19 protein-coding genes are annotated in these 21,682 nt (G+C 69.6%); 5 read left to right on the top strand and 14 right to left on the bottom strand.

Translation table 11 applies throughout. The features are described from left to right. Positions 1–146: 146 nt before the first annotated feature. The 14 genes from argS to alr all read right to left on the bottom strand — a co-directional run bounded on the left by argS (position 147) and on the right by alr (position 16,918). A complete protein-coding gene (gene argS / locus Strain318_RS06590; RefSeq protein WP_367887716.1) occupies positions 147–1,790 on the bottom strand; it encodes an arginine--tRNA ligase in 1,644 nt (547 codons plus the stop codon). Further along, positions 1,787–2,131 carry an FmdB family zinc ribbon protein gene (locus Strain318_RS06585; RefSeq protein ID WP_367887715.1) on the bottom strand — a complete coding sequence of 115 codons (345 nt, stop codon included), beginning with the start codon at positions 2,129–2,131 and terminating at the stop codon, positions 1,787–1,789. Before Strain318_RS06585 ends, argS begins: the two co-directional genes overlap by 4 nt. A 37-nt stretch (positions 2,132–2,168) precedes the next feature. Next, on the bottom strand, positions 2,169–3,245 hold the full coding sequence (locus Strain318_RS06580) for a hypothetical protein (RefSeq protein WP_367887714.1): 1,077 nt from the start codon (positions 3,243–3,245) through the stop codon (positions 2,169–2,171). Further along, complete coding sequence (locus tag Strain318_RS06575) at positions 3,245–4,288, bottom strand: hypothetical protein (protein WP_367887713.1); 1,044 nt, start codon at positions 4,286–4,288, stop codon at positions 3,245–3,247. The genes Strain318_RS06580 and Strain318_RS06575 overlap by 1 nt, the downstream gene beginning before the upstream one ends. Positions 4,289–4,327: 39 nt before the next feature. Continuing rightward, positions 4,328–5,953, bottom strand: coding sequence for an acyl-CoA mutase large subunit family protein (locus Strain318_RS06570; protein WP_437436324.1), 1,626 nt, complete (start codon positions 5,951–5,953; stop codon positions 4,328–4,330). Between the two features lie 5 nt (positions 5,954–5,958). Continuing rightward, complete coding sequence (gene fbp, locus Strain318_RS06565; RefSeq protein WP_367887712.1) at positions 5,959–6,969, bottom strand: class 1 fructose-bisphosphatase; 1,011 nt, start codon at positions 6,967–6,969, stop codon at positions 5,959–5,961. Between the two features lie 26 nt (positions 6,970–6,995). Further along, entirely contained in the window at positions 6,996–9,245 is a 2,250-nt protein-coding gene (locus Strain318_RS06560) for a DNA internalization-related competence protein ComEC/Rec2 (protein WP_367887711.1), read from the bottom strand. A gap of 66 nt (positions 9,246–9,311) precedes the next feature. Beyond that, positions 9,312–10,652 carry a tRNA (N6-isopentenyl adenosine(37)-C2)-methylthiotransferase MiaB gene (gene miaB / locus Strain318_RS06555; RefSeq protein WP_367887710.1) on the bottom strand — a complete coding sequence of 447 codons (1,341 nt, stop codon included), beginning with the start codon at positions 10,650–10,652 and terminating at the stop codon, positions 9,312–9,314. A gap of 30 nt (positions 10,653–10,682) precedes the next feature. Next, on the bottom strand, positions 10,683–11,837 hold the full coding sequence (locus Strain318_RS06550; protein ID WP_367887709.1) for an ATP-binding response regulator: 1,155 nt from the start codon (positions 11,835–11,837) through the stop codon (positions 10,683–10,685). A 3-nt stretch (positions 11,838–11,840) separates the two neighbouring features. Further along, positions 11,841–12,974 (bottom strand): hypothetical protein, encoded by a 1,134-nt coding sequence (locus Strain318_RS06545; protein WP_367887708.1) that lies wholly within the window; start codon positions 12,972–12,974, stop codon positions 11,841–11,843. Next, the gene (locus Strain318_RS06540; protein WP_367887707.1) at positions 12,971–14,278 is read right to left on the bottom strand and encodes a hypothetical protein; all 1,308 of its coding nucleotides are present in this window, start codon (positions 14,276–14,278) and stop codon (positions 12,971–12,973) included. Before Strain318_RS06540 ends, Strain318_RS06545 begins: the two co-directional genes overlap by 4 nt. Beyond that, entirely contained in the window at positions 14,278–14,688 is a 411-nt protein-coding gene (cdd, locus tag Strain318_RS06535; RefSeq protein ID WP_367887706.1) for a cytidine deaminase, read from the bottom strand. The genes Strain318_RS06540 and cdd overlap by 1 nt, the downstream gene beginning before the upstream one ends. Then, on the bottom strand, positions 14,685–15,851 hold the full coding sequence (locus tag Strain318_RS06530; RefSeq protein WP_367887705.1) for a phosphopentomutase: 1,167 nt from the start codon (positions 15,849–15,851) through the stop codon (positions 14,685–14,687). Before Strain318_RS06530 ends, cdd begins: the two co-directional genes overlap by 4 nt. Continuing rightward, positions 15,851–16,918 carry an alanine racemase gene (gene alr, locus Strain318_RS06525; protein ID WP_367887984.1) on the bottom strand — a complete coding sequence of 356 codons (1,068 nt, stop codon included), beginning with the start codon at positions 16,916–16,918 and terminating at the stop codon, positions 15,851–15,853. Before alr ends, Strain318_RS06530 begins: the two co-directional genes overlap by 1 nt. 61 nt (positions 16,919–16,979) lie before the next feature. Here alr and mazG point away from each other — a divergent pair, with 61 nt between their 5' ends. The 5 genes from mazG (at position 16,980) to Strain318_RS06500 (ending at position 21,624) form a co-directional block, all read left to right on the top strand. Beyond that, positions 16,980–17,774 (top strand): nucleoside triphosphate pyrophosphohydrolase, encoded by a 795-nt coding sequence (mazG, locus tag Strain318_RS06520; RefSeq protein ID WP_367887703.1) that lies wholly within the window; start codon positions 16,980–16,982, stop codon positions 17,772–17,774. Further along, a complete protein-coding gene (locus Strain318_RS06515) occupies positions 17,771–19,027 on the top strand; it encodes a tRNA guanosine(34) transglycosylase Tgt (RefSeq protein WP_367887702.1) in 1,257 nt (418 codons plus the stop codon). The genes mazG and Strain318_RS06515 overlap by 4 nt, the downstream gene beginning before the upstream one ends. Before the next feature lie 127 nt (positions 19,028–19,154). Further along, positions 19,155–19,634: a hypothetical protein gene (locus Strain318_RS06510; RefSeq protein ID WP_367887701.1), complete on the top strand. Its 480-nt coding sequence runs from the start codon at positions 19,155–19,157 to the stop codon at positions 19,632–19,634. A gap of 26 nt (positions 19,635–19,660) precedes the next feature. Next, positions 19,661–21,073: a M24 family metallopeptidase gene (locus tag Strain318_RS06505; RefSeq protein WP_367887700.1), complete on the top strand. Its 1,413-nt coding sequence runs from the start codon at positions 19,661–19,663 to the stop codon at positions 21,071–21,073. 5 nt (positions 21,074–21,078) lie between these two features. Continuing rightward, positions 21,079–21,624, top strand: coding sequence for a DUF4256 domain-containing protein (locus tag Strain318_RS06500; RefSeq protein WP_367887699.1), 546 nt, complete (start codon positions 21,079–21,081; stop codon positions 21,622–21,624). The last annotated feature ends 58 nt before the right edge of the window (positions 21,625–21,682 follow it).

The following is a 21,682-nucleotide window of genomic DNA, read 5'->3' as shown; positions in this document are numbered from 1 at the left end:
TCTCGGTGCGCTGGAACAGCAACAAACAGCTTCTCTGAAAAACACACAACGGAAGCGGGACGGCGCGACGGTCGCCATTCCTTCGTGTCTTCGTGCCTTCGTGGTGATTTCCGTTCAAGAATACGACTAGTTACTACATCCGCTTACTACATCCGCTCGGGCGCGGCGATGCCGAGCAGGCCGAGCCCGTTGGCGAGGGTGATGCGCACGGCCTTGGCGAGGGCGAGCCGGGCCTGCATGACCTCCGGCGCCTCTCCGAGGACGTGGTGCTTGTGGTACCAGGTGTGCACGAGCCGCGCCGTTTCGAGCAGCCAATTCGCGATGCGGTGCGGCTCGAGGTTCTCGGCGGCGCCCGCCACGAAGGCCGGCCAGTCGAGGATCGCCTTCACGAGTTCGCGCTCTTCGGGCGTATCGATCACGGCCCAGTTGACGCCCTCGCCCGTGATGCGGTCCTGCTGGATCTCGCCGACGCGGAAGATGCCGCAGACGCGCGCGTGGGCCATCTGGATGTAGTAGACCGGGTTCTCCTCGCTCTGCGAGCGCGCGAGATCCACGTCGAACACCAGCTGGCTGTCGCCCTTCCGCATGAGGAAGAAGTAGCGCACCGCGTCGCGACCGACTTCGTCGATGAGGTCGCGCACCGTCACGTAGCTGCCGGCACGCTTGGAGATCTTCACCTCCTCGCCGCTGCGCATCACCGTGACCATCTGGTGCAGCACGTACTCCGGATACCCCTGCGGGATGCCCATCTCCAGCGCCTGCAGCCCCGCGCGGACGCGGGCCGTGGTGCCGTGATGGTCGGCGCCCTGCACGTTGATGGCCCGCGTGAAGCCGCGCTGGAACTTCGTCACGTGATACGCGACGTCGGGCACGAAGTACGTGTACGTGCCATCCGACTTCCGCATCACGCGGTCCTTGTCGTCGCCGAACTCGGTGCTGCGCAGCCAAAGTGCCCCACCCTCTTCGAAGGTGTGGCCGCTGGCCTGCAACTGCGCGACCGTCTTCTCGACCAACCCGTCCGTGTACAGCGAGCTCTCGAGGTAGTAGACATCGAACTGCACGCCGAAGGCGCGGAGGTCGAGGTCCTGCTCCTTCCGCAACTCGCGGACCGCGACCTGGCGCACCTGCTCGAGATCGTGCCCGCGACGGTCGTCGGGAAACTCCGTCGCGTAGCGCGACGCGATCTCGCGGATGTACTCGCCGTGATAGCCGCCCTCGGGAATCACCACGGAGTCGCCGGCGAACTCCTGCAGGCGCGCCTGCACGGAGCGCGCGAGGTTCGCGATCTGCACGCCGGCGTCGTTGTAGTAGAACTCGCGCTGCACCTTCCAGCCCTGCGAGGCGAGCAGCGCCGCGATGGCATCGCCGAGCGCGGCTTGGCGGCCGTGGCCCACATGCAGGGGGCCCGTCGGATTCGCCGAGACGAACTCGACGACGACGGGCTTCCCTGCCCCCGCCGTGCCGCGTCCCCAGGTCTCGCCGGCCGCGAGGATCTTCGCGACGCCCGCTGCGAGATCCGCGGTGTCCAGACGGATGTTGATGAAACCCGGACCCGCAACCGAGATGTCGGAGACGCCCGCCGCCTTGCGGTCGAGCGTGGCGACCAGCGCGTCGGCGATGTCGCGCGGCTTCTTGCCGAGCGGCTTCGCCAGCGTCATCGCGAGGTTCGTGGCCCAATCCCCGTGCGCGGGATCGCGCGGGCGCTCGAGGTGGACCTTGGTATCTGCTGGCGCGCCGAGGGCGACGGCGGCGCGCACGAGCGCGTCGCGGAGCGGTTCGAGTGCGGTCACGAGGCCGAGCTCGTGCCGCTGCTGCCGCTGCTCGGGGTCGATGCCGAAGGCGCCGCTGCCGGCGCAGCGCCGGCCGACGCTGGGGCCGCAGCCCCCGCGCTGTCTGCCGGCTTCGCGGCCGCCTTCTGCTGCTTCTCGCGCAGGTCCTTCTTGCCGTCCTTGCCGTAGTCCGTGATGTAGAAGCCCGAGCCCTTGAAGAGCAGCCCCGAGCCCGCGCTCATGCGGCGCGAGGCCACGGCGCCGCAGGTGGCGCAGGGGATCTCAGGCTTGGCATCGCTGATCTTGAGGACGAAGTCCTCGGACTCGTGCCCTTCGGGGCAGCGGTACTCGTAGGTCGGCATGGGGCGGAACAGGCGTAAGGTGTGTAGCCTGTTAAACTTAGCGGTCCTTGAGGAGGCGTTCAAGGCGCAGCGCCACGCGTGTCGGAAGCGTCAGTCCGTCGGCGATGGCCGCAATCTCTTCGGCCTCACGCCAGACGGCTTCGAGCGCTGCCAGTTCGCCTTCGAGCGCTCGGCGCTCCGTCTCCTCGTGCGCGGCCATCTCGAGGGCGAGGCGCAGATGCGCGTCGGTCTCGCCAAGCTCCCACGAACGGCCGGGCTGCTTGGAGAGGCTCGACGGCTTGAGTCCATCGAGGAACATGCGCTCCGGGCCGCCGATCGCTTCCAACGCCTTCACGGCCTCGGCCACGGTCGCGCTGCGACCGCCGTTCCGATTGACCTCCGGGAGGATGGCGCGCATCGCCTGGAGTGCGGCGGGCCCATCGATGATGCGCGGTGCGTCACGGGCCCCATCCTTGCCCAGCAAGGTGCGCGAGGGTCCAAGCCCGCGGGCATCGGGTACGCCGGGCCGCCCCTGCACCTCGATGCTCCAGCCGAGCGCGGACGACGCGTCGCGCACGATGCGGGTGGCCCGCACCTGCGAGCGCGTCACCATGAACGGCCCGGTGTCGTCCTCGTGTCGCACGACGACCTTCCGGTCATCGTAGGCGCCCTTGATGGTCGTATACGCATTGAGGGGCAGCGTCGAGATGCTGCCGAACGCGATGCCAAGGGCAGGACCCGCGAGCAGCCAGCCCCCCGCGACCGCGACGCCACCGACACCGATCATCCACGCCTTGCGGTAGCGTCGCGTGAAGCGCTCGCCGTACCGCCACGCGGCGAATTCCGGGCGCAGCGGCTCGCCGATGCGAATGAGCTCCGTGCCGTCGCGCAGCTTGGCGAGGCCGATATGATCGGTCGCGACACGCAGCTTGGTGTCGCGATAGAGCCGCTCGCCTTCCTCGATCGCCTCCCATCGCGTCTCGAGGGGCGAGAGGTTCCACTGCCGGCAGTTGGGACACACCGCCCAGAGGCGACCGCGGGCTTGGTCGAAGGCCACGCGGCCGCCCACGGGAAAGTGCTCCAGCGCTTCGTTGCGACCGAGGGGTGCGTGGCAGAAGGTACAGGTCGAGTACATCAGGATTCCCGGAGTCGATCAAGCGTACGGAAGACCCTTTCAGACAGGGTCAGCGAGTCTGCGATTGCCGCGATCTCCTCGGCCTCTCGCCAGCGGGCCTCCAGCGACTGCAGTTCGCCCTCGAGGGCTCGTCGTTCGGATTCCTCATGGAGGCCCATTTCGAGTGCGAGTCGAAGCGGCGCCGGCGCCCTCACGAGAAAACTCTCTCGGTCGCCCGCAATCGTGGTCGCGGCCCGCTCGCGCAGCAGCGTCTCGACCGGCGTCCCCGCCTCAAGCAAGGTCGTCGCCTCGCGCACGATGCTATCGGCCGCGCCCTCGCGATTCACTTCCGGCATCGCCAGCCGTGCCACGGCGAGCGCCGACGCACCCACGAGATCGGATGCCCCGTCCCACCAGCCCGTGAATGGCCCCCACTTGCCGAGCGCGAGTGCGCCGCGGTGGCGGTAGACCCTGAGGGCCCATCCCTGAGGCGCATCCGGTGCGTGCACGACTTTTGCGCTGGCCAGGTGCGAGCGCGTCAACGAGAGCGGCCCTTGGTCGTCCGCCGCGTGCAGCACGATCTGCCGCGCTCGACGGGCGTTGCCGTACATGGTGTAGAAGTGGTACGGCAATAGCGCGGCTGACGCGAGACCGATGCCGAGCGCGGGGCCCGCCGCGGCAACGCCTCCGAGGACGGTCACCGTGGCGAAGCCCGCCAGCGTGCGCAGCCGCCGCGAGCGGAAGCGCGTACCGTACCGCCACGCGGCGAACTCTGGGCGCAGCGGTTCGCCGATGCGAATGAGCTCCGTGCCGTCGCGCAACTTGGCGAGGCCGATCTGCTCCGTCGCCACGCGCAGCTTGGAATCGCGGTACAGCTTCTCGCCTTCCTCGATCGCCTCCCAGCGCGTCTCGAGGGGCGACAGGTTCCACTGGCGGCAGCTGGGGCACACCGCCCACAAGCGGCCGCGCGCCTGATCCACGGCCACGCGCTTCCCGACGGGAAAGTGCTCGAGGACCTCGTTGCGGCCCAGCGGCGCGTGGCAGAAGGTGCAGGTGGAGTACACGCCAGCAAACTCGGGGCGCGCACCTGCGCGGTCAACGGCTTACGACGGCCGGTACTCGCCCCACACGTCGCGCAGCAAGTTGGAAATCTCGCCCACGGTCGCACGGGCCTTCACGGCATCGATGATCAGCGGCATCAGCGGCCCGCGACTGGCGGCCGCCTGCGCGTACGCAGGCGCCGCCGCGCGAATGGCGTCGAGCGCCTTCGCGACCGCCGCCGCATCGCGCCCGGCCCTCACTGCCGCGAGCCGCTCGCGCTGGCCCTTCTCCAACTCGGCGTAGTTCGGCGCCGGGATGATCGGCGGCTCCTCGCCATCGGCGAACTTGTTTACGCCGACGAGCACCGTGCTGCCGTTCTCAACCGCGAGCTGGAACTCGTAGGCCGAGCGGCCGATCTCCTCCTGGAAGAATCGCGCGTCGATGGCGGCCGAGCTGCCACCCAGCGCCTCGACCTTGCCGAGCAACTCGACCGCGCGGCGTTCCACCTCGTCCGTCAGCGACTCGACGTAATAGCTGCCGGCCAGCGGATCCACCGTCTGCGCCACGCCGCTCTCGTACGCGACGATCTGCTGCGTGCGCAGCGCCAGCGTGGCGGCCTCGGCCGTGGGCAGCGCCAGCGCTTCATCGTATCCGTTGGTGTGCAGCGACTGCGTGCCGCCGAGCGTGGCGGCCAGCGTCTGCACCGCGACTCGCACCACGTTGTTCAGCGGCTGCTGCGCCATGAGCGTCACCCCACCCGTCTGCGTGTGGAAGCGCAGCTTGCATGAGGCATCGTTCGCGCCGAAGCGCTCGCGCATGAGCCGCGCCCAGATGCGGCGTGCAGCGCGGAACTTGGCGACTTCCTCGAAGAGGTCGTTGTGGCAGGCGAAGAAGAAGCTGAGCCGCGGCGCGAAGTCGTCCACCCTGAGCCCGGCGTCCACGGCGCGCTGCACGTAGGCCAACGCGTTCGCAAAGGTGAACGCCAGCTCCTGCACCGCCGTCGCCCCCGCTTCGCGGATGTGATAGCCCGAGATCGAGATGGGATTCCAGCTCGGCACCTCCGTGGCGCAGAACCGGAAGGTCTCGGCGATCAAGGCCAACGACGGCTCCGGCGGGAACACGTAGGTGCCGCGCGCGATGTACTCCTTGAGGATGTCGTTCTGGATGGTGCCGCTGAGTTTCCCGCGCGGGATGCCCCGCTCCTCCGCGACGACCACGTACATCGCGAGCAGCACGCTGGCCGTCGCGTTGATCGTCATCGAGGTCGAGACCTTGTCGAGGGGCAGGTCGGCAAGCAGCGCGTGCATGTCCTCGACGCTGTCGATGGCGACACCGACCCGACCGACCTCGCCGAGGGCGCGCGGCGAATCGGAGTCGAGCCCCATCTGCGTCGGCAGGTCGAAGGCCGTCGAGATGCCGGTCTGCCCCGCCTCCAGCAGCAGCTTGAACCGCGCGTTCGTCTCCTGCGCCGTGCCGAAGCCGGCGTACTGGCGCATCGTCCAGAGCCGGCCGCGATACATCGTCGGCTGCACGCCACGCGTGAACGGGAACTGCCCCGGTTCACCGAGCTGCTCGGCGTAGCGGGCATCCGCGTCCGCCGGACGGTACACCGGTGCGATGGGAATCCCGCTCGGCGAGAACGCCTCAGCCGGAGCGGCCTTCGCGCCGCCCTTCTTCGCCTCGCTCACGTCGCTCACCCCTTCGCCAACATCTCGGCGGCGATCGCCACGTCGGCCTTGGAGCCGACGTAGTACGGCGTGCGCTGGTGCAGCGACGTGGGCTGCACGTCGAGGATGCGCTGCGTGCCGTCGATGGCCGCGCCGCCCGCCTGCTCGCAGATGAAGGCGAGTGGATTGCACTCGTACAGCAGCCGCAGCTTGCCCTCGGGGCTCTTCTGGTTCGCCGGATACGCGAACAGGCCGCCGCCGAGCAGGTTGCGATGGAAGTCCGCCACCAGCGAGCCGACGTAGCGCACGTTCATTGCCTTGCGCTGGCCATCCAGGCCGCGATAGCGCCGCATCAACGCGCGCACGTTCTCGGGCCAGATCTGTTCGTAGGCGTCATTCACCGATAGGTAGCGCCCATGCTCGGGAATCTTCATGTCCGGGTGCGACAGCAGGAACTCGCCGATCGAGGGATCGAGCGTGAAGCCGTGCACGCCGTGGCCCGTGCTGTACACGAGCATCGTGCTCGAGCCGTAGATCACATAGCCGGCCGCCACCTGCTTCACGCCCGGCTGCAACGCGTCGGCCATCGTGCCGTCTTCGCCGGGCGTGACCTTCTTGAGCACCGAGAAGATCGTGCCCACCGGTACGTTGACATCGATGTTCGACGAGCCGTCGAGCGGATCGAAGAGCAGCAGGTACTTGCCGCGCTTGAACTGCGTCGGGATGGGGATGAGCTGTTCCTGCTCCTCCGACGCCATGGCGCAAAGGCGACCACCGTGGTCGAGCGCCTTGATGATGATGTTGTCGGCGATGACGTCCAGCTTCTGCTGCACCTCGCCCTGCACGTTCTCGGTGCCCTCGGCGCCGAGGATGTCCACGAGACCGGCCAAGCGCACCTTGTTGGCGATCATCTTGGAGGCCAACGCGAGGTCGTAGAGGATGCCAGAGAGCTCACCCGTGGCGTCCGGGTAGTTGCGCTCCTGCTCGATGATGTAGCGATCGATGGTGACGACGCTGGTATCGGTGTGTTTGACCATTCGCGAAAGCTCTCGCTTCCGTGCAGCTAGGGCAATGGCGCGGGCTCGTCGCGGAGTGGCCAGCGCTGCCCTGCCACCTCGGCCTCCCAGACCTGTCCGTCGGTGCGGAGGACGAGCGTGCCCAGCTGGTCGGTGCGCAGCACGGTCGCACCGGCGTCGAGGAGCCGGCGCATGACGTCGGGGCTGGGATGGCCGTAGCTGTTGTCGCGGCCGACGGAGACGAGGCCGAGTCGAGGAGACACCGCATCCAGGAAGGCCGGCGTGGAGCTGGTGCTCGAGCCATGATGGGCGACCTTCAGCAGGTCGACGTCGAGTTGCTCGATTGCGTGCCCAAGCAGCCATTGCTCCAGCCCCGCCTCCGCGTCGCCGGTGAGGAGCAGGCTGCGGGCGCCATACTCGACACGCAGGATCGTGCTGGCTTCGTTGGGGTCGTCGAGGCCGGCGGTCCATGCGGAATCCGGCGCGAGGAACGTGAGCGCGACGCCATCCAACGACACTCGCTCCCCTGGCACGACACGCGACCATTGCCCGCCGCGCCGTCGCGCGCTGGCGAGCATGGCGGCGTAGGCGGGACTTGCCGCGACGAAGGCCGCGTCGCGGACAAGTGCGGGCCTCAGGGCCTCGATGACGCTGGCGGCGCCGCCCACATGGTCTGCATGCGGATGCGTGAGCACGAACAGCGCGAGGACGCCGCCGCGGCGACGCAGGTAGGGAATGATCGTGGTGCGTCCGGCGTCGCCGGAGCTCCAGCTGCGGCCCGCGTCCACCAGCACCCAGCGCCCAGCCGGCGTGCGCAGTGCGATCGCATCGCCCTGCCCCACGTCGAGCACATGCACTTCGAGACGCCCCGTACTCCGCGTCGGCACATCCGGCGCCCAGGCCATCACGGCGATGCCCGCGCCGGCCGCGATCGCCCACGGTCCCCAGTGCCGTGCGACGGCCGCGACGATCACGAGTGCGGCGGTGCATGACGCGACCGTGACCATCGCGAGCGTCGGGGCGACGTCCACCGCGCCGCCCGGCACGGCGGCCGCGAGTGCGGCGACGGCATCCAGCGCACGCAGCATCGGTCGGGCGGCGTCGGCGACGAAACGCCCGAGCGCGTCGCCCGGGGCAAGCATGGCGAGGAACAACGTCGGCTGCAGCACGGCGACCACCGGGCCGGCGCCGAGATTCGAGACGATCGCGACCAGGCTGAGCCGCCCGAAGTGCCAGGCCACCAGGGGCGCCGTGGCTGCGGTAGTGAGCGCTCCGGCCATGAGCTCGCGCAGCAGGGCGCCGCGCCAGCCCGTCCAGCGCGATCGCCGCGCGAGTCGCCCTGCGGCGATGAGTCCGGCGTAGCCACTGACGCTCAACTGCCAGCCGAGGTCGAGCGCCGTGCGCGGCTGCGCGAGCGGTACCAGCGCCGCGATTGCGTACGTCGCCCAGGGAGAGGTGGGTCGCTGCAGCAGCCGGGTGGCGGTCACCGCGGTGAACAGCGCCGCGCTGCGCACGGCCGCCGCGGGCGCGCCGATGGCGAGCACGTAGATGCCCACGACCAGCACCGCGCCGATGCGCCCTGCCGTCGCCGGAAGTCGTGCGGCTTCGACGAACAACAACAGCGCCGCGCCAATGATCCCGACGTGCAGCCCGGAGATCGAGAGGATGTGCACCAAGCCCGCGTCGGCGTAGCGATCGCGCAGGTCCGGCGTGAGCCCGTCGGTGTCGGCAATCAGCAGGGCCTTCGCTAACCCAGCATCCGCACCGAAGCGGCGGTCAATCGCGGCCGAGACGCGGTTGCGCCAGCGATGCAGCGCGCTGGGCGGACTCGCCGGCTCGAGCACCGCGTCGCGCAGGAGGAGGCCGCGCTCGCCGACACTGGCCTCGGCGCGGGTCACGCGCACCACGCTGCCGGCCACCGCGTTGCCCACGCGCACCGCAATCGCGACCCGCACGTGGCAGCCGGCGTCAGCAATGAGGCCGGTGGCGAAGCCGCCGGGCACCGCCTCGCGCCGCAGCTGCACGCGCCACGACCGCGCGGTGCGAGCCGTCGCCTCGCAGTGCGCATCCCGGCGCGCGAGATCGGCTCCGACGCCGAGCGCGACCGCGAAGAGCAGTGCGAGCCCGGCAGTCCCTTCGAGACGCTCCATGCGATCGCCGGGCAGCGCGATGACGCGCCAGACGAGCCAGACGCCGAGGAGCAGTGCCGCGCCGAACACCACGCCGGCCTGCACACGGCTCAACCCGAGGGCGGTGCCCGCCGCCCACGCCAACGCCGCCTGAAGCACGAGAGGCATCGGGGCAGCATGCTGCCGCGATGCCTCATGGCCGCACCGCGATCGCGCGGCGCGTTACCGAATCGTTCAGCTCGCCATCGGCAGCGGCGCGCGCTCCTGCACCGGCGTCCCGGTGAATGTGGCGCCGGTGGTCCCCGTGAGCTCCACCGTCAGGTAGCGCCCGATGAGCTCCGGCCCACCGGGGACGAGCACGGTCTTGAAGTCCCGCGAGCGGGCCTGCATCAGCTCGCCGCCCTTGCGGGCCTCCTTCTCGACCATGACCTCCATGCGCTCGCCGAGCCGGCCCAGGTTCTTCTCGCGCGAGATACTGCGGATGGTGTTGAGCAGCTCCGTGTAGCGCGCGTCCACCACCGCCTCGGGAATCGTCCACTCCGCCGGCATGCGCGTCGCCGGCGTACCTTCGCGCGGCGAGAACTTGAACGTGAAGGCGTCGTCGAAGCGCACCTCGCGGCAGAGCGAGAGCGTGTCAGCGAATTCTTCGTCGGTTTCGCCGGGGAATCCGACGATGATGTCGGTGGTCAGGCCGAGGCCCGGCATCGCCGCGCGCAGGCGCGCGACGCAGTCGAGGTACTCCTCGCGCGAGTAGCGGCGCAGCATGCGCTTCAGCATCGACGTCGAGCCCGACTGCATCGGCAGGTGCACGTGCTCGCAGACCGTCGGCGTCTCGGCCATCGCGGCGATCACGCGGTCCGAGAAGTCGTTCGGATGCGGGCTGGTGTAGCGCACGCGACGGATGCCGTCCACGCGGCCCACCGCGCGCAGCAAGTCGGCGAAGTCGTGCGAGCCGTCGTGGTACGAGTTCACCGTCTGGCCCAGCAACACCACCTCGGTGATGCCGCGCTGCGCCACCTCGGCGGTCTCGCGTACCACATCGGCGAGCTTGCGCGAGCGCTCGGGGCCGCGGGTCGTCGGCACGATGCAATAGGTGCAGCGATAATCGCAGCCACGCTGCACGGGAATCCACGCCTTCACGCCATCGAAGCGGCGGGCGGTGAAGTCCTCGTAATGCTCTTCGAGATCGAAGTCCGTGGCGCTGAAGCGTTCGCCGTGGCGCGCGCCATCGATGAGCGACGGCAGCGAGCGGTAGCCATCCGGCCCGACCACGAGCTGCACGCGGGTATCGGTCTCCAGCAGGCGGGGCCCGAGGCGCTGGGCCATGCAACCCGTCACGCCGAGGACCGCACCGGCCTTGAGGTCGCGCCGCAACTCGCCGAGGCGCCCCAGCACGCGCTGCTCGGCGTTGTCGCGGATCGCGCAGGTATTGACGAGTACGACGTCCGCGCCGATCGGCGAATCCACCGACACGTAGCCTTCGGCCTCGAGCCGCCCGTACATCAGCTCGGAATCGCTGACGTTCATCTGGCAGCCGTAGGTCTCGATATAGACGGTCGGGGCGGACTTATGCATGGCGGAAATCTACACGGACGAGGACGCCCGTCAGGCCTTGCCGACCGTGGGCGGCTCTACCGGCAGCCAGATGGAGAACGTGCTGCCCTGCCCCTCGACGCTCGCGACGGCGATGCGGCCGCCGTGGTCCTCCACCGCCACGCGGCAGAAGGCGAGCCCGAGTCCGCTCGAAAACACGCGGGGCGCGTTGGGCACGCTGAGCTGCGTGAACGCCGCGAAAATCGTCTCCTGGTACTCCTCGGGGATGCCGGGACCGTCATCGGCAACGGTGAACACGATGCCGGTACCGTCGCGGCGCGCGGCGAGGTCGAGGGTCACCGGCATCGGCGAATGCGTGATGGCGTTCTGGATGAGGTTCGAGAACACGCGCTTGAGAATGGCCTTGTCCGCCTGGAAGACCGGCGCGTCGTCAGCCACCTCGACGCGCGCCGTGGTCTGCTCCTGGCGGAAGCGCAGCGCCCAGTCGTACTCGAGTTCGGAGAGGAACGCCAAGGGCGCGATGGGCTCCATCGCCAGCGCCAGCGGCTTCTCTGCGGCGCGCGTCACGTCGAGCAGGTTGTGAATCAGGCCGAGCAGGTCCTCGGCCTTGCCCTCGACGTCGCTGAGTGCGCGCGCCGGCCCCTCGGGCACCGCGCCGAAGTCGCCGTCGCGCAGCATCTCGAGCGTGGCGAGCATGGAGGTGAGCGGCGTCTTGAGATCGTGGACGACCATGCGCGTGAGGTCGTCGCGGGCCTTCTGCACCTCGCGCAGGCGACGCAGCGATTCCTCGAGCGCGTCCGTGGCGCCCTTGAGCTTGAGCAGCGAGCGGACGCGCGCACCGAGCACGTGGCGGTTGTGCGGCTTGATGAGGAAGTCGTCGCCGCCGCTCTCGATGGCCTTGAGGCGGTCGCTGGCGTCGTTGAGCGCCGACACGAAGATCACCGGGATGCGGGCGGTGCGCGGGTCGCGCTTGAGCCGCCGGCACACCTCGAAGCCCGCCTCGCGGTCGGGCACACCGAGTCCGCCTGCGGGCATCGAGGCGTCGAGGATGCAGAGGTCCGGCCGGATCTCCATGGCCTGCGCGAGCGCCGACGGGGCGTCCATGGCGCGGACGATGCGCAGCCCCAGCGGCGCGAGCTGGTCCGTCAACAGCTCGATGTTGGCCTCGACGTCATCGGCCACCAGGACGCAGGCCGCGGTCTCCATGCCTCAGGGCCGGATGCCGAACCCGAGCGAGAGGAACCAGCTGTTCTCCTGCGCGCCCGGCGAGCTGCGCCGCAGGCGCTGCGCGCCGAGGTCGATCTGCGTGCGCCCGCGCGCCAGCGGCAGTCCGAGGCCGAAGGCAAATCCGTTCTCGCGCACCTGCTCCCCGTTCACGCCGAACGGCAGCGTGCGGTCCCGCAGGCCGGCGCGCAGCAGCATGTTGGCGCCGAAGAGCGTCGGTCCAAGCGCCTCGAGGCCTGCCGCGAGTTCGGTGCCATCGAACACCGCCGAAGCGCTGCCGCTCAAGCCTTCGAGGTCCGTCCAGCGCACTTGGTCGGCGCGCACATGCGCCGTGATGCCGCGGATCCCGAAATAGGCGAGGCCGACGCCCGTGCGCGACGGCACTTTCGCGGTGGTGAGCTCGCTGCCCTCAAGCTCCATCGTGAGGTCGCCGCCGAACTTCGTAGACGCCGAGAGCACGAGGTCCGTCAACACTTCCGCGACCACGCCGACCGAGTACGCGCTCCCGGCGAACCCGAACGAGTTCGTCTGCGAGATCCCCTGCACGCCCGACGTGTCGGGAAACACGCGCTGGAAGAACGTGCGGTTCTCGCCGACCACCGCATGGACCGCAGCCCCCACCTGCACCCGCGGCGAGATCACGTACCCGAGGGCGACCCGCGCGTCGTTCATCGCGCCATCGCTGCTCACCTGCAACTGCGATTCCGTCGGGACGCCACTCACCACCAGCGTGTCGGAGATCTGGTTCCGCCAGGTGCGGTCGAGCATCGGCGAGATGCCGATCGCGCCCACCCAGCGCCCGTACCCGCCGGTCGCCTGGAAGCCCGGAAAGCGCACGAGATTGGCGTAGGCGCGCTGCGACCCGACGGTCGTCTCGCGCATCTCGGGCTCGAAGCGCAGCATGATCGAGAACCGGTTCGCGCGCGTGATGGCCGCCGGATTCACCGACGAGTTCGGGTCGAGCTCCGCATTGGCCCCGCCGAGCGCGGCCGCCGCGCCCGAGAGCCCGCCGACGGGATAGCCCAAGCCCTGCGCCCCGATGCTGCCCTGGGCGCCGGCGCGGCTGGCCGCACCCACGAGCGCGCTGAGCGCGAGGATCTGCACGAGACGCGTCATCACGGTTGCCCCAGGACGGAACCCGGCGTGTAGGTGAGCAGGAGCTTCGGCCGCAGCCCTGGATCCGTCGCGGCGGTCGAGTGGAAGCGCAACGCCGCCGCCGTGCCGCCCTCGAGGTTCGAGCGCAGGATGAGCGCGGTGGGCTCTGCGCGCGCCGGGTTCGCCGTATTCCACTGGCGGAGCAGGTTGTTCACGTTGAGCCGCACGGTGTCCGAGCGCGAGGGCGTGATCCACTTGCTGGCGAGAAACACGCCCGCGGGGCTCAGCAGCGTCGCCGCACGGTGCAGCGAGAGGACGCCGCTGTTCGCGACGACCAGGTGTCCGTCGAGGCGGACCGAATCGTCCGCGGCCACGCCAGAAACCGGATCCTGTACGAGCTGCAACTGCGCACGCAGCACGCCGACGGAGTCCGTCACCCACGCGGGGAGGGCGAAGCGGAGGTAGACGCGCGAGCCCGGGAGACCACCTACCGTCATGGTGTTGGGCGCAAGCTTGCTCGGGGCCTGCACCACGATGTGGTAGTCGGTGAGGTCGGCGGCCAGCGCGGGCGGCACGGCCGGGGTGAGCGAGTTGCCGGGATTGCTGAACCGCGTGCGGACGATGGTATCAGGCTCGGGGACGGTGTCCACCGCCGCGGCCACGTAGGCGAGCGTCGGGCCGCTGCCGAGGTCGGTCGGCGCCACGCGCAACTGCACGCGCTGCGCGGCCCGCACCTGGAAGCCCAGGCGCACGCGCCGATCGGGCGTGGCCAGCACCTGGCGCAGGTATGTGGTGTCGATCGGGATCCGGATGCGCAGCGTGTCGGTGAACGCCGTGTCACCTTGGTAGGTCCCGACCAAGCGCGACGGCGTGAACAGCGGAATCGACTGCAGCGGCAGCGTATCCACGACCGTGGGCTCGAACACGTCGTAGACGTCGATGAACCACTGCGGTGGCGTCGCGATCTCGGTGGCCGAGAGCCGCAGCGTCACGTACGCCGAGTCGAGCTTGAGGATCTCCGACGGCGCGTCGCCGTTCACCTGCTGGAACTGGCGGGTCAGCGAGTCGAATCGCGCGACGACCCGGATGTCCAGCGTATCAGTCCACGCCGCGAGCACCAGCGGATCCTCGCTCCCCTGGAAGGGGAACCCGACGAGGTTGGTGTCGAGGACGATGATGCCCTCGAGGACCGTGTCGCGGATGACGATGTCCTGCCCCGGGCAGAGCACCGGGCAGGTCCCACCCGTCTGCAGGTCCTCGGTACAGGCGCCGAGGGCCGCGACGAGCGGAAAGGCGAGCAAAGCGATCCAGCGGGAAGTACGCGACATCAGGGATGGAGCGAAGCGGGCGTGAAGGGATTCGGCAGCAGGCCGTCGAGCGACCAGCGCGTGACGCGGCCGGAGGCGTCGATCGCCACCACCGCGATGCCGGGCGCAAACTCCGCAAGCGCCTGCCGGCAGATCCCACAGGGAGGCGTCGCCTCCGGGGCGTCGGTCGCGATGGCGACCGCCGTGAATTCCCGGTGTCCGGCGACGACGGCCGCACCGAGCGCCACGCGTTCCGCACAGGTCCCGGCGGGATACGAGGCATTCTCGACGTTGCAGCCGTCAATGATCGAACCGTCGGCGCAGAGCAGTGCCGCACCGACGTGGAACTTGGAATAGGGGGCGTACGCGCGGGCCTTGGCGGCACGCGCGCGGTCCGTGAGGACGTGTTCCTGCGCCGCCGAGAGACTCATCCGACCAGCGACGTGCAGAACGAGGTCCCGCGCCCGCGGAAGCTCACGCCCAGCCACTCGGCCACCGTGGCGCCTAGGTCGGAGAACGTCGACCGAGCGCCCAAGGCCTGCGGGCGCACGCGCCGCCCGAGCGCCAGCAGCGGGACGTTCTCCCGGCTGTGGTCCGTGGACGGCGTGGTCGGGTCGTTGCCGTGGTCGGCGGTGATGAAGAGCAGGTCGTCCTCGCGGAGGGCGGCGATGAGGTCAGGCAGCGCGGCATCGAAGTCGCGCAGTGCCTGATGGAACCCCGGAACGTCGTTCCGGTGCCCGTAGGCCTGGTCGAAATCTACAAGGTTGGCGAACAACAACCCATTGGGCCCGTGCGCGAGCCACTCGCGGATCTTCGCGATGCCCTCGGCGTTCCCCGAGGTGTGGCCACCCTCGAGCCCGCGGCGGGCGAACAGGTCATCGACCTTCCCGACGCCCGTGCGCGGGATGCCCGCCGCCATCAGCGCGTCGAGCAACGTGTCTTCCGGCGGGGCGATGGAGTAATCCGCGCGGTTCTTGGTGCGCTGCCACGCGCCCGGCGTTCCGACGAACGGACGTGCGATCACGCGGCTCGGATTGTGCGGGGCCACCAACATGGCGCGCGCGGTCTCGCAGGCGGCATAGAGCTCCGCGAGCGGAATCGTCTCCTCGTGCGCCGCGACCTGAAACACCGAGTCCGCGCTCGTGTACACGATCCACTTCCCCGTCGCCTGGTGCTCGGCGCCGAAGTCCTCCAGCACTTTCGTACCGCTGCCGACCACGTTGCCGATGACGCCGCGCCCGGTGCGCCGCGCGAACTCCTCGAGGACCTCCGGCGGGAATCCCTGCGGGTACGTGGGAAACGGCTGCGCGAGATGCACACCGGCAATCTCCCAGTGGCCGGTCGTGCTGTCCTTTCCCGCGGACCGCGGCTCCATCAGCCCCCACGCGCCATGCGGCGCGGGACTCGGCGGCAGACCCTCGAGCGGCGCGATGTTGCCGAGGCCGGCCGCGCCGAGGTTCGGCAGGCGCAGCCCGCCGACGGCGCGGGCGAGGTTGCCGAGCGTGTCGGAGCCTTCGTCGCCGTACGCCGCGACATCGTGCGCGGCCCCGATGCCCACGCCGTCCAACACGAGGATCACTGCCCGTCGTGCCATCACTCCGCTCCGGTGTAGACCCGTTGGAGCCGCTGGCGCAGCCCCGCAATCAACTCATACGAAAAGACCTGTCCCCATGACGCCAGTTGCTCGACCCCGATCACGGCCTCGCCGTCCCGGCCGAGCAGCGTCAGCACGTCGCCGGCCCGCACGTCGAGCCCGGTGACGTCGCACATCGTCATGTCCATGGTGACGATCCCGACCACCGGGACCTCGCGGCCGCGGAACAGCGCCCGCCCGACGTTGCTCAGGTGCCGCCGATATCCGTCACCGTACCCCACGGCGACGGTTGCGATGCGCCGCGGCCCCGGCGCCGTCCACGTCTGGTGGTAGCTCACGCCCTCGCCCGCTGCGATGTCGCGCAGCTCCATGACCTTCGCGCGCAGGTGCACGACGGGCTCCGGGTGCCGAGCTGCCGTGGCCCCGCTGCCGATGCCGTACAGGAAGGCGCCCGGCCGCACGCAGGGCCACGGCGAGGGCGAGCGACGGACCACCGCCGCGGAGTTGTCGCAATGCAGCAACGGCGGCACCGTCGGCATGGCCGCCAACGCCGCACGGAACCGCCCCTCCTGCACCGCGACGGAGCCATCATCCGCCTCGGCCGAGTGGAAATGCGTGAATGCGCCCGACGGCGGACACCCGCGCATGGCCTCCGCCAGCTCGCCGACGCGGTGCCACGCGATTCCGGCGCGATGCATGCCCGTCTCGACGGCGAGATGCCAGTCGCCGCCGCCCAAGGCCTGCCATGCTTGGATGCCCTGCACCGATGCCAGCGTAGGCGTGAGCCCGGCGGCACGCAGTCGCGCCAAGTCGTCCGGCAGCGTCGGCGTGAAGACGATGATCGGGCGCGCGATGCCGGCACCGCGAAGTTCCTCGCCCTCGATGATCGAGCTGACGCCGTACGCGTAGGGCGCAACCTGCTCCAGCGCCCCGACGACGGGCACGGCCCCGAGGCCGTAGGCGTCCGCCTTGATCATGGGGATGAGCTGCGCGCGCGCGTGCGCGGCGAGGGCCCTCGCATTGCGGACAAGTGCCGCGAGGTCCACCTCGACCCAAGCGCGTGGCATCGCGTCCAGACTAGATTGCGTGGGCATCGGAAGCCTCAAGATTACGGGACCCCAAAACGCGATGCAAGACAAAGCCACGCTTGAAGATGCGCTCGCGATCATGCGCGACCTGCGGGCCCGGGATGCCTGGGACCGCGCGCAGACGCACGACTCGCTGCGCCCTTACCTCAATGAGGAGATGCACGAGCTCGACGACGCCCTCCGCGAGGGGGACGACGCGGCCATGTGCGGCGAGTTGGGCGACGTGCTGCTCCAGGTGCTGTTCCACGCGGTGATCGCCGAGGAGCGCGGGGCGTTCGGGCCGGAGCATGTGGCGGGATCGCTCGTCCGGAAGATGACCGTGCGGCACCCGTGGCTGTACGGCACGGACAAGGAGCGGACGCCGTGGGAGCAGATGAAGGCGAAGTCGCGAAAGTCCCTCGCCGAGGGGCTGCCGACAGGCCTCCCCGCCCTGCATCGTGCGCATCGCTTGCAAGAGCGGGCGGCCGGCGTGGGCTTTGACTGGCCCGATGTCGCGGGCCCAATCGCGAAGGTTGCCGAGGAACTCGAGGAAGTGAAGCAGCAGATGGCCACGGACGGCGCCGTGTTCGACACGCACGGCGTGCCCAGCGGCGATGCGCGCCACGCGCGGCTGGAAGAGGAACTCGGCGACCTGCTCTTCGCGGTGGTGAACCTCTGCCGGAAGGCGGGGACGCATCCGGCGCTCGCGCTCGACCGCGCGAACGCGAAGTTCCAGCGGCGGTTCGAGGCCATCGAACAACTCGCGGCCGTGCGCGGCATCGACGTGCGCACCGCGGGCCTCGAGGCGCTGGACACGCTATGGGATGAGGTGAAGGCGGGAGAGTCCAAGGCGTGAGCGCTGATTCGCTGCCGACGCCTCCCGACGTCGCACTCGGGCAGTTCGGCTTCCACACCAGCGACGAACAGGGCGCCGCGCGCCGCGGTTGGTTCAACACGCCGCACGGCGTGGTGGAGACGCCGGCGTTCATGCCCGTGGGTACGAACGCCACAGTGAAGGGCCTCAGCGTGCACGAGCTCGAGGAGACGGGCGCGCAGATGGTGCTTTCGAACGCCTACCATCTCTACCTCCGGCCGGGCGACAAAGCCGTGCGCGCCCTCGGCGGCCTCCACGCGTTCGCCCGGTGGAAAGGCCCGATGCTCACCGACTCCGGCGGCTTCCAAGTCTTCTCGCTCGCGCAGATGCGCAAGGTGCGCGAGGAAGGCATCGAGTTCCAATCGCATCTCGACGGCAGCAAGCACAATTACACGCCGGAGGCCGTGATGCGCATCGAGCGCAACATCGGCGCCGACGTGATCATGCAGCTCGATGAACTCATCGAGGGCAAGTCGGAGTTCGGGCCCAGCCGCGAGGCGATGGAGCGCTCGCTGCGCTGGTTGGAGCGCTGCCGCATCGAGTTCGACCGACTGGAGCGTGACGGACGCGAGGCCCTCGCGCCGATCGACCTCCCCCCGGGCGCCCCCGCACTGCACGACGACCTCGAGACGGAACGTGTGGCGCCGCCGCAGGCACTCTTCCCCATCGTGCAGGGTGGCATCCACCCCGAACTGCGCCGCGCCAGCGTGCGCGGCATCCTGCAGACGGGGGATTGGCATGGCGTGGCCATCGGCGGCTTGAGTGTCGGCGAAGCCAAGCCCGACATGTATGCCACCATCGCCGTCTGCGACCCGGAGCTGCCGCGCGACAAACCGCGCTACTTGATGGGCGTCGGCTTCCCCGACGATCTGGTCGAAAGCGTGCGCCGTGGTGTCGATCTCTTCGATTGCGTGGTGCCCACGCGGATGGGACGCCACGGCACGGCGTTCACGCCCGATGGCACGGTACAGATTCGCCGGGCCGAGCATCGCTTCGACAAGCGCCCGCTCGTCGAGGGCTGCGACTGCCACACGTGCACGCACTACGATCGCGCGTACCTGCGGCACCTGTTCGCCGCCGAGGAGATGCTCGGGCTGCGACTGCTCTCGCTGCACAACGTGCACTATCTCGTGGGGCTGATGCGGCAGGCGCGCGTGGAGTTGGCCGCGGGACGCTACGAGAGCTGGGCGACCGCGTATCTCGAACGGTATCGGGCGCGGGCCGGGCGCAAGTAGGCCGCGATCCGTCGGAACGTGTCCAGCGAGCACACCCACCGACGCAATGCCTCGCAACCTCGGGCTGGCGCTGAGGGTACACGAAGCTCAGGTTGGAATCGTCTCTCCTGTGTCTGGAGTCTTCCGTATGCTCTCCCATTTCGCGGATGCGGGTGTTCTCCGCCGTCTGGCCGTGCTCGGCATGCTGGCGTTGGCGGCGTGCGAGTCACCGCTCAGCCCCTCCGACGTGGCCGGCACGTATGTGTTTGCTCCACCGGGTGGCCTGCGATTCCAGTTTGCCGTCGCGGGCACGCCGCAGCAGTACACGCTGGCCGTCCACGACACGCTCACCCTGCGCGCCGATGGCAGCGGCGTGTTATCTGGCGTGTCGTCGTGGATCACGCCGCCGCCGGATGCGCCGACGGTCGGGCCGCGCACGATCGAGCTGACCTACCGCATCGACGACCGCACGTTGCGGGCTGAAGTCGTCACGGCCGGCGTCTGCCTGAATCCGTATGTGCTCTGCTTGCAGACGTATCGCGTCGCCGGCGACGCAATCGTCCGCGAGAACGGTGCGCCAACCGAGTACCGCGAGGTCTTCACACGCGTGGGGCCGCCGTTGCGGTAACGCTTGGGGGAGCGCAGCTTGCCCAGATGCCCCTGCCCCGCTCCCGCTCCGTCATCCCGGCCCTCGCGCTCACCGCGCTGCTGCCGCTCGCGTCCGCCGCGCAGCCGACGTCGACCGCCGCGTCGACATCGCTGACCCAAGGCCGCCGCTTCACCGTCGAGTCCGCGCGCGACCTGCTGCCGTGGTCCGCACAGCTCGCCGTCCGCGAGCAGTGGCTCGCGAAGCGGCACGCGTTGCTGCTCCCGATGATGCGCCGCCACGATGTCGCGATGTGGATCGTCGTCAACGAGGAGTTCCACGACAATCCCGTGGTGCCGCAGATCGCCCCGCCGCGGCCCTACACCGGCAACCGTGACATCTTCGTCTTCGTCGACGCCGGTGACGAGGGCCTCAAGAATTTCGCCATCACGGGCTACACCGAGGAGAACCTCGCGCGGTTCTTCGACGCGCCGAGCGACGAGCCCCTGCCGCCGGCGGCGACGCTCCGGAACCTCTGGACGCGCTATCAGCCCAAGACCATCGCGCTGGGCATTGGCGGCGGTCGCGGCCAGACGCGTACGCTTGGCTACGAGGCGTACCAACTCATCGCCGAGGCGATGGGGCCTGAGGCCGTCGCGCGTTTCGTGAGTGCGGCGCCGTTGACGACGGAACTGCTCGACACGCGACTCCCCGAGGAGCTGGAGCACTACCGCAGCGCCGTGCGCGTCACCGAGGAGATCGTGCGCCGCGCGCTCTCGCCGGAAGTCATCACCCCAGGCGTGACGACGGTGGGCGACGTACGGCGCGCGCTGTATGACCTCCTGTGGAGCGCGGGCGTGCGCACCTGGTTCCAGCCCGACTTGCGTGTCCAGCGCGCCGAGGGCGAGAACGCGACCTCGCGCGGGTTCCTCGCCGTGGCGCTCGAGAACGTCGTCATCCAACCCGGCGACCTCGTACACATCGACTTCGGCATCAGCTACATGGGCTTCGACACCGACTGGCAGAAGATGGCCTACGTGCTGAAGCCGGGCGAAACCGACGCCCCGGCAGGCCTGAAGCAGGCGCTGCGCAATACGAACACCCTGCAGGACGCCCTGATGCAGCGGCATGCGCGGCCGGGCCGTACGGGGGGCGAGGTGTTCAACGCGACGATGGCCGAGATGCGCGAGCGCGGCATCGAAGCCATGATCTACTCGCATCCCCTCGGCGCCCAAGGCCACGCGCTCGGCGCGTCCATCGATTTCCGGTCCTCGCTGCGCACGGACCGCAACGATGCGGCGCTGCAGCTGCGCGACGGTTCGTACATCTCGATCGAGCTCAACACCGCCACGGCGGTGCCCGAGTGGGGCGGCAAGAAGGTGTTTGTCATGATGGAGGACTGTGCCTACCTCACGCCGGAAGGCTATCGGTTCTTCCGGCCGCGACAGGAGGCATTTTACCTGATTCCTTCGCGGAGGTAGTCCGCATGCCGAAGAAAGGCGGGTCTGGATTGCTCGACACCCTCGCACAGCGATTCGCGGCGCATCCCGAGCGGCATCGTGGAGTGGAGTGGGAGACGGTGCGCGCGCGCCTCGACGCAAACGCCGGTGCGCTCAAGGTCCTGCAGGCCATGGAAGACACGGGCGGCGAGCCCGACGTGACCGCCGTGGACAGGAAGAGCGGACGCATCACCTTCACCGACTGCGCGGCGGAGAGCCCGAGCGGCCGACGCAGCCTCTGCTACGACCGCGCCGCGCTCGACGCACGCAAGGAAGCCAAGCCCAAGAGCTCGGCCCTGGAGGTCGCCGCGAAGATCGGCATCCGCGTGCTGACGGAGACCGAGTACCGCGCGCTGCAGACGCTCGGTGCGTTCGACCTCAAGACCTCGAGCTGGATCCTCACGCCGCCGGAGATTCGCCGGCTCGGCGGCGCCCTGTTCTGTGACCGCCGCTACGACCAGGTGTTCACGTATCACAACGGCGCGCAGTCCTACTATGGGGCGCGCGGATTCCGCGGTGCCCTCGACGTGTGAGGTCGCGCCGCCGCGTGAGCGGCGCTGCCCCGGCCCCAACGGCGCGGCGCCGCCCTGC

Source organism: Pseudogemmatithrix spongiicola, assembly GCF_030623445.1.
In the GTDB taxonomy this organism is placed as follows: domain Bacteria; phylum Gemmatimonadota; class Gemmatimonadetes; order Gemmatimonadales; family Gemmatimonadaceae; genus Pseudogemmatithrix; species Pseudogemmatithrix spongiicola.
Note: the sequence above shows the minus strand (reverse complement) of the source record. Positions and strands in the feature narration are given on the sequence as shown.

What these genes read in the sequence shown, in the direction of transcription:
- Strain318_RS06530 (WP_367887705.1), bottom strand. Translation starts at nt 15,851, where the DNA reads ATGGCACGACGGGCAGTGATCCTCGTGTTGGACGGCGTGGGCATCGGG.
- Strain318_RS06500 (WP_367887699.1), top strand. Translation starts at nt 21,079, where the DNA reads ATGCCGAAGAAAGGCGGGTCTGGATTGCTCGACACCCTCGCACAGCGA.
- Strain318_RS06540 (WP_367887707.1), bottom strand. Translation starts at nt 14,278, where the DNA reads ATGTCGCGTACTTCCCGCTGGATCGCTTTGCTCGCCTTTCCGCTCGTC.
- Strain318_RS06510 (WP_367887701.1), top strand. Translation starts at nt 19,155, where the DNA reads ATGCTCTCCCATTTCGCGGATGCGGGTGTTCTCCGCCGTCTGGCCGTG.
- mazG (WP_367887703.1), top strand. Translation starts at nt 16,980, where the DNA reads ATGCAAGACAAAGCCACGCTTGAAGATGCGCTCGCGATCATGCGCGAC.
- Strain318_RS06585 (WP_367887715.1), bottom strand. Translation starts at nt 2,131, where the DNA reads ATGCCGACCTACGAGTACCGCTGCCCCGAAGGGCACGAGTCCGAGGAC.
- Strain318_RS06550 (WP_367887709.1), bottom strand. Translation starts at nt 11,837, where the DNA reads ATGGAGACCGCGGCCTGCGTCCTGGTGGCCGATGACGTCGAGGCCAAC.
- fbp (WP_367887712.1), bottom strand. Translation starts at nt 6,969, where the DNA reads ATGGTCAAACACACCGATACCAGCGTCGTCACCATCGATCGCTACATC.
- cdd (WP_367887706.1), bottom strand. Translation starts at nt 14,688, where the DNA reads ATGAGTCTCTCGGCGGCGCAGGAACACGTCCTCACGGACCGCGCGCGT.
- Strain318_RS06505 (WP_367887700.1), top strand. Translation starts at nt 19,661, where the DNA reads ATGCCCCTGCCCCGCTCCCGCTCCGTCATCCCGGCCCTCGCGCTCACC.
- alr (WP_367887984.1), bottom strand. Translation starts at nt 16,918, where the DNA reads ATGCCACGCGCTTGGGTCGAGGTGGACCTCGCGGCACTTGTCCGCAAT.
- Strain318_RS06580 (WP_367887714.1), bottom strand. Translation starts at nt 3,245, where the DNA reads ATGTACTCGACCTGTACCTTCTGCCACGCACCCCTCGGTCGCAACGAA.
- miaB (WP_367887710.1), bottom strand. Translation starts at nt 10,652, where the DNA reads ATGCATAAGTCCGCCCCGACCGTCTATATCGAGACCTACGGCTGCCAG.
- Strain318_RS06560 (WP_367887711.1), bottom strand. Translation starts at nt 9,245, where the DNA reads ATGCCTCTCGTGCTTCAGGCGGCGTTGGCGTGGGCGGCGGGCACCGCC.